We start from the raw sequence: 11,771 nt of genomic DNA, 5'->3' as shown, positions 1-11,771 counted from the left end.
TGGAAACGTTTACACGCCAGGCTTGGCAAGTCTCCGGCGCCGGGCGAGATCAGATCGTGACGAGGGCGCTCAGATGAGCGGAGGCGCTCGGGGCGTTCTCTCGACGCCGGGGTCCGGTCCGTGCGCCGCGGCCGGGGCCCGCGCGTTGCGGGCCCCGGCCGGTGTGGACGTGGTTCCTGAACGGGAGGTTTCCGCTCAGGCGCGCCGGACCCAGCCCTGGTCCAGGCGGTCGGCCAGGCCGGCGGCGGCGAAGGCGGCCTCCAACTCGTCACGGCCCTCGGTGAAGTGGGCCCAGCTGTCGTGGTGGACGGGGACGATGCGACGGGCACCGAGTACGCGCGCGGCCTCGGCGGCCTGGGCACTGTCCAGGACGAGCAGCCCGCCGTCGAAGAGCATGGGGAAGCGGGGCGCTCCCGCGAACAGGATGGCGGTGTCCACCGGGCCGAAGCGCTCGGCGATCTCCCTCACCGCGTCGAGCGAGGCGTTGTCACCGCTGACATAGACGGTCGGCAGGCCCTCCCCCGTCAGGACGAAGCCGACGACCTCGCCGGTGAACGGCTCGACCTCCTCGCGCGGGCCGGGACCGTGGACGGCGGGGACACCGGTGACGGTGATCGTGCCGCCACCCGGAAGCTCCAGCTCGATCGACTCCCAGTCGGCCAGGCCCTTGGCCTTCTCCCCCAGACGCTTCCCGCCGCCGGGGGTGGTCAGCGTGAGCGGGACGTCGGCGAGCAGGGCGCGGCCGGAGGTGTCGAGGTTGTCGGCGTGCTCGTCGTGCGAGAGCAGGACCACGTCGACGGGGCCGAGTTCGGCGGGCATGGCCGTGGAGGGCGCGGTCTTGGTCAGGGTCGGGCCGGCCGAGGGGTAGTCGCCGGGGCCGTCGAAGGTCGGGTCGGTCAGGAAGCGCAGGCCGCCGTATTCGAACAGGGCGGTCGGGCCGCCGAAGACGCGGACCGGGAACTGCTGGGCGTCGTGCTGGGACATGCCGTCTCCTCGTTTCTCACGGATAGCTTGCACTTTTTCCGTGATGCCCAGAGTAAGCAAGCATCACGGAAAAAGGCAATCGCTACCATGAGAGATATGGACGAGACCCTGGCCACCGACATCGCGAAGACCGCCCTGCCCCCGGCCCCCGGCGCCGACCGGTACCGCTCCCTGGACTTCGCCGACACCATCGCGACCCTCCCGGCCGGCCAGAGCTACGACCTGCTCGGCGCACCCAAGTCCGCCATGCGCTGGCTCGCCGCCCACGACCTGACCACTCCTGACGTGCGGCTGTACGAGGTGTGCGCCCAGCGGATGCGCACCCTGCGCGGACATGTACGCGCCCTGTTCGCCGCGCGGGTCGACGGCGCCACCCCGCCGGAGGCATCCCTGCGCGCGGTGAACGAGGCCCTGACCGCCGTACCCACCGCACCCCTGCTCACCTGGGACGACGCCCAGGGGCTGCGCCGCGTCCAGGCCCACCCCACCGACCAGGCCGTCAACCACGCGCTCGCGACCCTGGCCGCCGACGCCGCGGACCTGCTCACCGGACCGGACGCAGGCCTCCTCGCGGCCTGCGGTTCCGCCCCCTGCGACCGGTTCCTCCTGCGCACCCACGGCCGGCGCCACTGGTGCTCCACCCGCTGCGGAGACCGTGTACGTGCCGCCCGCGCCTATGCCCGCCGCAGCGGTGCCGCGGACTGAACCCTGCCGCTCGCGCGGCGGCGCGGTCGCCTCCGCCCGTCGCACCCGACGCTTCACGAAGGTGCCCGGGCTCGCGAAGCCGCTGCGCATGCCGACCCCGGCTCCGGGCCCGGGCGATCAACGATCGTGAGGACCACGGCACATGGCAGCCCGTCTCGCAGGGCTTTGCCGACGAGTGCCCGGACTTCCGGGCTGCCTGGGCGAGTTCACCGGTCTCGATGCTGGATACCGGGGTACCGGCCTTCCCTACTTACATGCGGCGGAGACCGGAGTCGACAGCAGGCCTGAACGGCGTGCGAACGAGGCGTGGGCAAGCCATCCCAGGGCGGCGCCAACGGCGTACCAGAGAAGGTCGGGCGGGTTGAAGGTGGATCCGAGGACGAGCCGGGCGACGACGCTCCGCGCGGCCAACTCGGCCGGCAACGGGGTAAGTTGCAGGAACTCGACCGCCCAGCTGAACACCAGCGCCGCCCCGGCGGCCACGAGGGGTCGCGCCCGAGGCGCCACGAGCACGACGAGCGCAAGGATCAGGACGGTGTACAGCGCGTCCCCCGCGTACTTCGCGGCACTCCCCTGCGCCATGGCCCTGACGCCGAGTCCCGCCACGACCGTCAGGACCGCCGCCGCTGCCGCGGCCATCCGGGTGCGCGAGGGGCCACCGAGCCGCTGAGAGGTCATGACGATCACAGTAAGGGCTCCCCGCCGGGCCCCGTCACGCTCTCACGGAAAGCAAAAGGACCCCAGACGAACTGGGGTCCTGCTGGTGTCCGAGGGGGGACTTGAACCCCCACGCCCGATAAAGGGCACTAGCACCTCAAGCTAGCGCGTCTGCCATTCCGCCACCCGGACTCAGGTGATTCGCCCCGGTCTCCCGCGGCGACATGGACAACAATACCAGGGGTTTGCGGTGCCTCTCACCTGCATATTGCGTGGTCAGTGGGGTGCGAGCGGCACTCCGAGAGCTGCGCTACCGCGTGTATCCGAGCAGATGCGCTGCGTTTGGCTACCGTCGGCCGGGTGAGTCAACGTCGCACCTACCGACCGCCCCGAGCCTTGTCCATGCTGCGCGAGCATCTGCGCGAGACGTTCTGGTTCGCCCCCACCGTGGCGCTGATCCTCGTCTTCGTCCTCTGGGCCCTCGCCGACGCTCTCGACATCCTGATCGTCGACACGCTGCGGGACGAAGAGGACTTCCGGAGTCTTCGCGAGCTCATGGCGATCGCGGAGGACGCCAGGACCATCGTCACCACGGTCGCGTCCGCGATGATGACCTTCATCGGAGTGGTTTTCAGCATCTCGCTCGTCGCGGTGCAGATGGCGGCCGGCAACTACAGCCCCCGCGTCGTGCGCATCTTCATCAGGAGCCGCATCAGCAAGCTCACCTTCTCGGTGTTCCTCTCCACGTTCCTGCTGTCGCTGCTGGTGCTGACGGCGTTCGAGAGCGAACGGGACCCCCGGGATGTCACCTCCGTGCCGGTGGTGCAGAGCATTCTGACGCTGCTCATGGTCGCGTTGAGTCTGGTGCTGTTCATCGCCTATGTGACGCAGACGCTCCAGCTGATGAAGGTGGGCCCCGTGGTCGACCGGGTCACGCGGGAGGCGTTCGGGGCGCTGGCGCGTATGCCGAGGTCCGACGCCCCCGGGGAGCCGCCCGGGGACGAGACCGCCCGCATCAGTCACCAGGGACGGTCGGGAGCGCTGCGGGACGTCGAGATCGCCCGGCTGGTACGGGTGGCCCGGCGCCATGACGTGGTGCTGCGGCTCATCCCCCGGGTCGGGGACTTCGTCGTGCCCGGAACGCCCGTCCTCACGGTCCACGGCGGCACGGAACGGCCTCTGCCGTTCACGGCCCGGCGGGCGCTGCAGTCGGCCGTGTCGGTCGGCGTGGAGCGTACGTTCCGACGTGACCTGACCTTCGGGCTGCGGCAGTTGACCGATATCGGGCTGCGGGCCTTGTCGTCGTCCGTGAACGACCCGACCACTGCCGTGCAGTGCCTGGACCGGATCGTGCAGTATCTCGCCGTGGTCGCCCACCGGCCGCTCGACACGGTGTACCACCAGGACGGGAAGGGCCGGGTGCGGCTGATCCAGCCGGTGTCCGGGTGGGAGGACCTGGTGGATCTCGGCTTCGCCGAGCTGCGGGGGTGCGCGGTGGGTAGCCCGCAGGTCACGCGGCGGATGATGGCCGGGTTCGAGGACCTGCTTCAGCTCGTGCCTCCTGAGCGGCGTGCTCCGCTCGAGCGGCACCGGGACATGCTGGTCCGCGCGGTGCGGCAGTCGGTACGGGAGCCGGCCGAAGGCGACTTCGCCCTCGAACCGGACCGCCAGGGCATCGGCTGACCGGCAGTCGCGCTCCGGCCTGGTCGGCCGGCCTTCGGGGGCGGACAGCCGGGCCCGGCCGGCGTTCGGGAGCGGACCCGGTGGACCTTCGGGCGCGGCCCGCCCGGCATCGGCTGACCGCCTGGCGCGGCCCGGCGTGGTCCCTCTGGCCCTCCGGCGCGCCCGGCCTCGTGCGGCTGGCCGTCCGGCGCGGATCGCCGGGGCCCGGTCGACCGGCCTACGCGGAGCGTCGGGGCATCCGGCAGCGCACGGACCGGCTCGCGGGCGGTGCGCGGGTGGCTACTTCACGGCGCTGAGTGTCGCGTAGACGACGACGTTGCCCTCGTAGCCGCCTTTCGAGGACCGGTCGCCGCCGCACGTGATCACCCGCAGCTCGGGCCGGCCGGAATCGCCGTAGACCTTCTCGTCCGGGAAGTCGTTCTTGTCGTGGACCTCCACGGCGTCGACGGTGAAGACGGCTGTGCGCCGGTCCTTGCGCACGACGTCGATGGTGTCGCCCTTGCCGAGCGCCCCGAGCCGGTAGAAGACTCCCCGTCCGGCGGGGGTGTCCACATGTCCGGCGGTCACGGCCGTGCCGTTCTCGCCCGGGGTCGCACCGTCGCCGTACCAGCCGGCGAGGGTGGGCGCGGCGGCCGGCGGCGGCTGCAGCGCGCCCTTTTCGTTCAACTCCAGGCGGGTCAGCGGGGCGTTCACACCGATGGCCGGGATCAGCAGGCGGACGGGATCCGCAGGGGCGAGAGGCCCGACGGCCGGGGGCTGCGGCGCGCGCTCCGGGGCCGGTCGCGCGGCCGGGGACTGCGGCGCACGCTCCGGGGCCGGTCGCGCGGCCGGGGACTGCGGCGCACGCTCCGGGGCCGGTCGCGCGGCCGGGGCCCGCTGTTGCGCCGGCGCCGGCTGCGGTGGGCGGTCCTCGTGCAGCGCGCCGCCCACCAGCACGGCCCCGGTGATCGCGGCGCAGAAGAGCAGCTTGTAAGAGGGGAGACGGGTCGCTTCGGTGGTCCGTGTCGTCGGGGCGTCGTCCATCGGGGCGGGCCTTTGCTCGGCAATGGGCGGGCGTGTGCGTGGGACCCGGCCGGCCCCCGGTCACCGTGGCGGTGACCGGGGGCCGGTGGGCAGAAACGGTGGCGTCAGGTCCGGACGCCGCCGGAGGCGCGGCGCGTCCTTGCCGCTCCGCCGACGACCGCGCCGGCGAGGAGCAGCCCGCCGAGTGCGAGCTGTGCGCTCTTGCCGGTGGCGTCACCGAAGCCCGCCTCGACGCCTCCGCTGGGGCGGTCGCCGATCCGGTGGGTACCGGTGACCTTGGTACGGGGCGGGCACTTCAGGGTCACCGTGTCGGTGCCCGGAGCGGCGTTGTCGGGCACTTGGAACTCGCCGACCAGGACGCCCTTCCGGTCGCCCTCGAAGAGGTGGAACTGCCCGCCCGCCTCCGACTCCCCCTTGCCGTAGGTCTCCTCGCCGCAGGCGGTGGTGGTGACCGTGACCGTGGACCCCGGGGCGTTCCGCGGGCTGATCTCGATGTCGCTGTCCTCGGCCGCGGCGACCGGCGCGGCGAGTGCGAGGGTGCCGACGATCACGGCGACCTTGAGACCGGTACGGGCGATGCGCATGTCTTCCTCCATCGGAGCAGTGTCCGGCCCTCTGCGCGGCTCCTCTGCTGTGCTCCGTGTACGAGGCAACCCACAGTCGGTGATCATCGCAACGCGAGGTCCCGGCACGGGGGTCACCCGGTAGGGCGCAGGATCCGGCCTCCTTCCGGCACTGCCGCAGGTCGCCGCGGGTCGCCGCTTCGGACACGCCGAGGCGAAAACTGACGACGTGACAGGTGCGAACGGGCTAAGGCCCGCACCGTCCCGGGCGCCTCGGGGGGACCGGGACGTGCGGGCGTCCGGCCAGAGGGTCCAGACGACCCGTCAGGCGTTGAGCTGGTAGTCGGGGAAGTTGCCCGGCAGCCGCTCCCCCGCCGGGCCTTCCGTCACGGCCCGCACCAGCAGCTCGCCGCCGACGAACGCGCCGCGCCACGAGGCGCCGAAGCCGCCGAACAGCTCGTCGCGGTCGCCGCGCGAACGGGGCTTGTTGTGGCCGGTCTTGAAGGCGCGGATCTGTGGGGCGAGGCGGCGGAAGGTCGCCGGGTCGTCCGTGGAGAGGGTCGCCACGAGCGCGCCGCCGGAGGCGTTCATCGCGGCGAGCAGTTCCGCCTCCGTGTCGACGAGGACGATGGTGTCGACCGGGCCGAAGGGTTCGGCGTGGTGCAGCGGGGAGGACGGCGGCGGGCCCAGGAGGGTGACGGGCGGGAGGTACGCGGAGGTGTCCTGGCCGGGGAGGAAGCGGCCGTCGGCGAGCGTCCCACGGTGGAGGGGGACGGCTCCGCGGTCGACGGCCTCTGCGACCTGGTCGGCCAGCTCCTTGGCCTTGGCCGCGTTGATGAGCGGCCCGAAGTCGAGGGCGGGCAGCGGGTCGTCGGGGTGTTCGACGGCGAGGGGGTGGCCGGTGCGGACGGAGCGTACGGCGGGCAGGTAGGCGGCGAGGAAGTCGGCGAAGGACTCGCGCTGGACGACGAACCGGGGGTAGGCGGTGCAGCGCTGCTTGCCGTAGTCGAAGAGTTTCGGGATGGCGGCGGTGAGGGCGGAGAAGTCGGTGTAGTTCCAGACGCCCCAGGTGTTGAGCCCCTCCTGCTCCAGGATGTGGCGCTTGCCGAGGTCGGCCACGGCGGTGGCGATGCGGGCGCCGGTGTCGCGTCCTCCGACGAAGGAGACGCAGCCGATCTCCGGGGAGCGGACCAGGGCCTCCGAGAGCTCCCCGCCGCTGCCGCTGACCAGGGTCAGGGGCACGCCTTCGCGAACGGCGAGCGCGCAGGCGAGGGTCAGGCATGCGACGCCGCCGTCGGTCGGGGCCTTGGCGATCACCGCGTTCCCGGCGAGCGCCTGGACGAGCATGGCGTGGACGAGGACGGACATGGGGTAGTTCCAGCTGGCGATGTTGGAGACCGGGCCGGCGAGGGGCGAGCGGCCGTCCAGCATGGTTTCGACGCCGTCGACATACCAGCGGACCCCGTCGATGGCGCGGTCGACGTCGGCCTGGGCGAGCCGCCAGGGCTTGCCGATCTCCCAGACGAGGAGGAGGGCGAGCAGTTCGCGGTGCTCGGCGAGGGCGTCGAGGGTGGCGGCGACGCGGGCGCGGCGTTCCGGCAGGGGGATGTGGCGCCAGGCGCGGTGCTGGTCGAGGGAGGCGCGTACGGCCTGTCGGGCGGCGGCCGTGTCCAGCCGGGGCGGGCCGGCTATGGGGCTCTGGTCGACGGGGCTGGTGGCGGGGAGGGCGCGGCCGTCCGCATGCCAGCGCGCGGCCCAGAGGTTGAGGACACGGTCGTCCCGGAACGCTTCGGGGGCTACGGCTGCGCAGCGCTGCCAGGCGTCTGTCCAGGCCGTGCCCGGCTTGAGGGTGAGGGTGGGTGCCATGAAGGTGAACTCCGCTCGTGACGTGTCGTACGGGGCGGGAGGACGTTCGGCGACGGGGACGGGCGGCCGGCTCGCACACGCCGGCCGCCCGGAGGTCCCGGTCGGTGATCGGGTCGGGCGCAAGCAGCCCGGTTGCCGACGACGGGGCGTGAAGGGTGAGCTCTCAGCCGTCGGACATCGCGAGCCGCTCGCGCACCAGGCGTGATGTCTCGGTCGGTGTGGAGCCGACCCGTACGCCGGCCGCTTCGAGGGCCCGCTTCTTGGCCTCGGCGGTCCCGCTGGAGCCCGACACGATCGCTCCGGCGTGCCCCATGGTCCTGCCCTCGGGGGCGGTGAAGCCGGCGATGTAGCCGACGACGGGTTTGGTGACGTGCTCGGTGATGTAGGCGGCGGCGCGTTCCTCCGCGTCACCGCCGATCTCGCCGATCAGCACGATGAGTTCGGTGTCGGGGTCCTTCTCGAAGGCGGCGAGGCAGTCGATGTGGGTGGTGCCGACCACCGGGTCGCCGCCGATGCCGACGGCCGAGGAGAAGCCGATGTCGCGGAGCTCGTACATGAGTTGGTAGGTGAGTGTGCCGGACTTGGAGACGAGTCCGATGCGGCCGGGCTCGGCGGCGATGTCCGCGGGGATGATGCCGGCGTTCGACTGGCCGGGGCTGATGAGGCCGGGGCAGTTGGGCCCGATGATCCGGGTGCCCCGTTCGGCGGCGTACGCGTGGAAGGCGACGGCGTCATGGACGGGGATGCCTTCGGTGATGACGACCGCGAGCCCGATGCCGGCGTCGGCGGCCTCCATGACGGCGGCCTTGGCGAACGGGGGCGGTACGAAGACCACGGCGACGTCCGCGCCGGTGGCCGCCATCGCCTCGCGGACGCCCCCGAAGACGGGGACGGCACGCTCGTCGAAGTCGACGACCTGGCCCGCCTTGCGCGGGTTGACCCCCGCGACCACGTCGGTGCCGGACGCAAGCATCCGGCGGGTGTGCTTCATGCCCTCGGCGCCGGTCATGCCCTGGACGAGGACCTTGCTCTCCTTGGTGAGGAAGACTGCCATGGTTCCCGGGCCTTTCTGTTGAAGGTCGGTCGGCCTCCGGGGCGCCCTGGTCGGCGTCGACGGTCGGTCGTGCTCGGCTGCTCTCCCCCAGCTGCCGCTGGGAGGTGCCCCCACTCGCAGCCTCCGCGCTCTCCCTGCCTTTCGGCGGGAGGGGACCGCTCCCTACCGACGCCGCCGCGCCCCTTCGGAGCGATCAGATGGCGAGGTCGGCGGCCCGGCGGGCGGCGCCGTCCATGGTGGTGGACTGCTGGACGAGGGGATGGGCGCGTTCCTCGAGGATGGCGCGGCCCCGGGCGGCGTTGTTGCCGTCGAGCCGTACGACGAGGGGTTTGGTCAGGCGTACGGAGTCGAGGGCCTGCACGATGCCTTCGGCGACGGCGTCGCAGGCCGTGATGCCGCCGAAGACGTTGACGAGCACGCTGTTGACGTCCCGGTCGGAGAGGATGACGGAGAGCCCGTCGGCCATCACCGCGGCGGAGGCTCCGCCGCCGATGTCGAGGAAGTTGGCGGGCCTGGCGCCGCAGCCGGCGACGACGTCGAGGGTGGACATGACCAGGCCGGCGCCGTTGCCGATGACGCCGACGGTTCCGTCGAGTTTGACGTAGTTGAGGCCCTTGGCGGCGGCCACCGCCTCCAGCGGGTCCTCGTGCAGGGTGGCGTCGTCGTTGCCCCAGCGGGCCTGCCGGAAGCGGGCGTTGTCGTCGAGGGTGACCTTGCCGTCGAGGGCGAGGATGTCGCCTGCGGTGGTGCGCACGAGCGGGTTGACCTCGACCAGGAGGGCGTCCTCGCGGACCAGGACCTGCCACAGGGACTCGAGGACGGGCGCGGTCTCCCGCGGCAGTCCGGCCGCCGCGGCGATCTCGGCGGCCTTGGCGGCGGTGACGCCCTCCGCGGGGGCGACGGGGATGCGGGCGACCGCTTCCGGCCGGGTGGCGGCGACCTCCTCGATGTCCATGCCGCCCTCGGCGGACGCGATGGCGAGGAAGGCGCCGGCGGCGCGGTCGAGGACGTAGGAGACGTAGAACTCGGCCTCGATGTCGACCGGCTGGGCGAGCATCACCGTGCGCACGGTGTGGCCCTTGATGTCCATGCCGAGGATCTGGCGGGCGGTCACCTCCGCGGCCGCGGCGTCGGCGGCGAGCTTCACCCCGCCGGCCTTGCCCCTGCCTCCGGTCTTCACCTGGGCCTTGACCACGACGCGGCCGCCGAGCCGTTCCGCGGCCGCGCGGGCCTGCGCGGCGGTCTGCGCGGTCTCTGCTTCCGGAACGGGGATGCCGTACTCCCCGAAGAGTTCCCTTGCTTGGTGCTCGTACAGATCCATGCCGGGCTCCCAGTGCTTCGTCCGAAACGAATGAAAGTGCCGCACGCCCCCTGGACACCACCCACCGGATGCGGGATAACAAGCTTCATACAGTATTCGTCGACTGTATGCAATCTACCGCGAAGCACACCGGGGCGGCGCACCGGCGCCCCCTGACCAGCACACCGACTCCCCTACGAAGGGACAGGACTTCGCCATGCCCGACGACAACAGCCAGCAACTCATCTCGGGTGGACACCTGGTGGCCAAGGCGCTCAAAGCCGAGGGCGTGGAGGTCATCTACACCCTCTGCGGCGGCCACATCATCGACATCTACGACGGCTGCGTGGACGAAGGCATCGAAGTCGTCGACGTACGCCACGAACAGGTCGCCGCCCACGCCGCCGACGGCTACGCCCGCATCACCGGCAAGCCGGGATGCGCGGTGGTCACCGCCGGGCCCGGCACCACGGACGCCGTCACCGGCGTCGCCAACGCCTTCCGCGCCGAGTCGCCCATGCTGCTGATCGGCGGTCAGGGAGCGCACACCCAGCACAAGATGGGCTCGCTCCAGGACCTCCCGCACGTCGACATGATGACGCCGATCACCAAGTTCGCCGCCACCGTGCCGGACACGGCGCGGGCCGCCGACATGGTCTCGATGGCGTTCCGCGAGTGCTACCACGGCGCACCCGGCCCCTCCTTCCTGGAGATCCCGCGCGACGTACTCGACGCCAAGGTGCCGGTCGACAAGGCGCGCGTCCCCAAGGCCGGCCACTACCGGGCCTCGACACGCAGCCCCGGCGACCCGGAGGCCGTGGAGAAGCTCGCCGACCTGCTGGTCCACGCCGAGAAGCCGGCGATCCTGCTCGGCAGCCAGGTGTGGACCACCCGCGGCACCGACTCCGCCGTCGAGCTGCTGCGCACCCTGAACATGCCCGCGTACATGAACGGCGCCGGGCGCGGCACGCTGCCGCCGGGCGACCCGCACCACTTCCAGCTCTCGCGCCGCTACGCCTTCTCGAACGCCGACGTCATCGTCATCGTCGGCACCCCGTTCGACTTCCGGATGGGGTACGGCAAGCGGCTGTCGCCGGACGCCACGGTGGTGCAGATCGACCTGGACTACCGGACGGTGGGCAAGAACCGGGACATCGACCTCGGGATCGTCGGTGACGCCGGCCTGATCCTCAGGTCCGTCACGGAAGCGGTCTCCGGACGCCTCAACGGCGGCGCCGTCAAGCGCAAGGCGTGGCTCGAGGAACTGCGCGCCGCCGAGCAGACCGCGCTCGACAAGCGGCTGCCGCAGCTGCGCTCCGACGCCTCGCCCATCCACCCGTACCGGCTGGTCAGCGAGATCAACGACTTCCTCACCGAGGACTCCGTCTACATCGGCGACGGCGGCGACATCGTCACCTTCTCCGGCCAGGTCGTGCAGCCCAAGTCCCCCGGCCACTGGATGGACCCGGGACCGCTCGGCACCCTCGGCGTCGGCGTCCCGTTCGTCCTGGCCGCCAAGCAGGCCCGCCCCGACAAGGAAGTGGTGGCCCTGTTCGGTGACGGCGCGTTCTCGCTGACCGGCTGGGACTTCGAGACGCTCGTCCGCTACAACCTCCCGTTCGTCGGGATCGTCGGCAACAACTCCTCCATGAACCAGATCCGTTACGGCCAGGCGCAGAAGTACGGCCTGGAGCGCGAGCGGGTCGGCAACACCCTCGGCGACGTCCGCTACGACGAGTTCGCCCGGATGCTGGGCGGCTACGGCGAGGAGGTCCGCGACCCCGCCGACATCGCGCCCGCGCTGCGCCGCGCCCGCGAGTCCGGGCTGCCGTCGCTGATCAACGTGTGGGTGGACCCCGACGCGTACGCCCCCGGAACCATGAACCAGACCATGTACAAGTGAGGAGCGCCGGCCATGACCCAGAACACGACCAGG

10 protein-coding genes and 1 tRNA gene are annotated in these 11,771 nt (G+C 72.0%); 3 read left to right on the top strand and 8 right to left on the bottom strand.

From position 1 onward, the window contains the following. Nucleotides 1-195: 195 nt before the first annotated feature. Complete coding sequence (locus tag ACTMTU_RS02640) at nt 196-984, bottom strand: MBL fold metallo-hydrolase (RefSeq protein WP_441261758.1); 789 nt, start codon at nt 982-984, stop codon at nt 196-198. Nucleotides 985-1,080: 96 nt separating this feature from the next. Here ACTMTU_RS02640 and ACTMTU_RS02635 point away from each other — a divergent pair, with 96 nt between their 5' ends. Beyond that, the gene (locus ACTMTU_RS02635) at nt 1,081-1,689 is read left to right on the top strand and encodes an ABATE domain-containing protein (protein WP_441261757.1); all 609 of its coding nucleotides are present in this window, start codon (nt 1,081-1,083) and stop codon (nt 1,687-1,689) included. Nucleotides 1,690-1,935: 246 nt separating this feature from the next. Here ACTMTU_RS02635 and ACTMTU_RS02630 read toward each other — a convergent pair whose 3' ends face one another. Further along, nucleotides 1,936-2,367 carry a DUF2809 domain-containing protein gene (locus ACTMTU_RS02630; protein WP_441261756.1) on the bottom strand — a complete coding sequence of 144 codons (432 nt, stop codon included), beginning with the start codon at nt 2,365-2,367 and terminating at the stop codon, nt 1,936-1,938. Between the two features lie 83 nt (nt 2,368-2,450). Then, nucleotides 2,451-2,538 (bottom strand) — tRNA-Leu (locus ACTMTU_RS02625). A gap of 210 nt (nt 2,539-2,748) precedes the next feature. Here ACTMTU_RS02625 and ACTMTU_RS02620 point away from each other — a divergent pair. Then, nucleotides 2,749-4,029: a DUF2254 domain-containing protein gene (locus ACTMTU_RS02620; RefSeq protein WP_441261974.1), complete on the top strand. Its 1,281-nt coding sequence runs from the start codon at nt 2,749-2,751 to the stop codon at nt 4,027-4,029. Between the two features lie 279 nt (nt 4,030-4,308). Here ACTMTU_RS02620 and ACTMTU_RS02615 read toward each other — a convergent pair whose 3' ends face one another. From ACTMTU_RS02615 to sucC, 5 genes are all read right to left on the bottom strand, one after another. Continuing rightward, nucleotides 4,309-5,052, bottom strand: a complete 744-nt coding sequence (locus tag ACTMTU_RS02615; RefSeq protein ID WP_441261755.1) for a class F sortase — start codon at nt 5,050-5,052, stop codon at nt 4,309-4,311. Between the two features lie 104 nt (nt 5,053-5,156). Next, nucleotides 5,157-5,636, bottom strand: coding sequence for a sortase (locus tag ACTMTU_RS02610; protein WP_441261973.1), 480 nt, complete (start codon nt 5,634-5,636; stop codon nt 5,157-5,159). A 303-nt stretch (nt 5,637-5,939) separates the two neighbouring features. Continuing rightward, a complete protein-coding gene (locus ACTMTU_RS02605; protein WP_441261754.1) occupies nt 5,940-7,481 on the bottom strand; it encodes an aldehyde dehydrogenase family protein in 1,542 nt (513 codons plus the stop codon). Between the two features lie 163 nt (nt 7,482-7,644). After that, complete coding sequence (sucD, locus tag ACTMTU_RS02600) at nt 7,645-8,535, bottom strand: succinate--CoA ligase subunit alpha (protein WP_441261753.1); 891 nt, start codon at nt 8,533-8,535, stop codon at nt 7,645-7,647. A 193-nt stretch (nt 8,536-8,728) separates the two neighbouring features. Then, entirely contained in the window at nt 8,729-9,856 is a 1,128-nt protein-coding gene (gene sucC, locus ACTMTU_RS02595; protein ID WP_441261752.1) for an ADP-forming succinate--CoA ligase subunit beta, read from the bottom strand. Between the two features lie 196 nt (nt 9,857-10,052). On the opposite strand from sucC, the gene ACTMTU_RS02590 reads away from it, so the two are divergent. After that, nucleotides 10,053-11,738, top strand: coding sequence for a thiamine pyrophosphate-binding protein (locus tag ACTMTU_RS02590; RefSeq protein WP_441261751.1), 1,686 nt, complete (start codon nt 10,053-10,055; stop codon nt 11,736-11,738). Nucleotides 11,739-11,771 lie beyond the last annotated feature (33 nt).

Origin of the sequence: Streptomyces sp. OZ13 (genome assembly GCF_052068155.1) — a bacterium.
Taxonomy (GTDB): Bacteria; Actinomycetota; Actinomycetes; order Streptomycetales; family Streptomycetaceae; genus Streptomyces.
Note: the sequence above shows the minus strand (reverse complement) of the source record. Positions and strands in the feature narration are given on the sequence as shown.

Coding starts and splice junctions, on each gene's coding strand:
- sucD (WP_441261753.1), bottom strand. CDS start 8,535: ATGGCAGTCTTCCTCACCAAGGAGAGCAAGGTCCTCGTCCAGGGCATG.
- sucC (WP_441261752.1), bottom strand. CDS start 9,856: ATGGATCTGTACGAGCACCAAGCAAGGGAACTCTTCGGGGAGTACGGC.
- ACTMTU_RS02590 (WP_441261751.1), top strand. CDS start 10,053: ATGCCCGACGACAACAGCCAGCAACTCATCTCGGGTGGACACCTGGTG.
- ACTMTU_RS02610 (WP_441261973.1), bottom strand. CDS start 5,636: ATGCGCATCGCCCGTACCGGTCTCAAGGTCGCCGTGATCGTCGGCACC.
- ACTMTU_RS02635 (WP_441261757.1), top strand. CDS start 1,081: ATGGACGAGACCCTGGCCACCGACATCGCGAAGACCGCCCTGCCCCCG.
- ACTMTU_RS02630 (WP_441261756.1), bottom strand. CDS start 2,367: ATGACCTCTCAGCGGCTCGGTGGCCCCTCGCGCACCCGGATGGCCGCG.
- ACTMTU_RS02605 (WP_441261754.1), bottom strand. CDS start 7,481: ATGGCACCCACCCTCACCCTCAAGCCGGGCACGGCCTGGACAGACGCC.
- ACTMTU_RS02615 (WP_441261755.1), bottom strand. CDS start 5,052: ATGGACGACGCCCCGACGACACGGACCACCGAAGCGACCCGTCTCCCC.
- ACTMTU_RS02640 (WP_441261758.1), bottom strand. CDS start 984: ATGTCCCAGCACGACGCCCAGCAGTTCCCGGTCCGCGTCTTCGGCGGC.
- ACTMTU_RS02620 (WP_441261974.1), top strand. CDS start 2,749: ATGCTGCGCGAGCATCTGCGCGAGACGTTCTGGTTCGCCCCCACCGTG.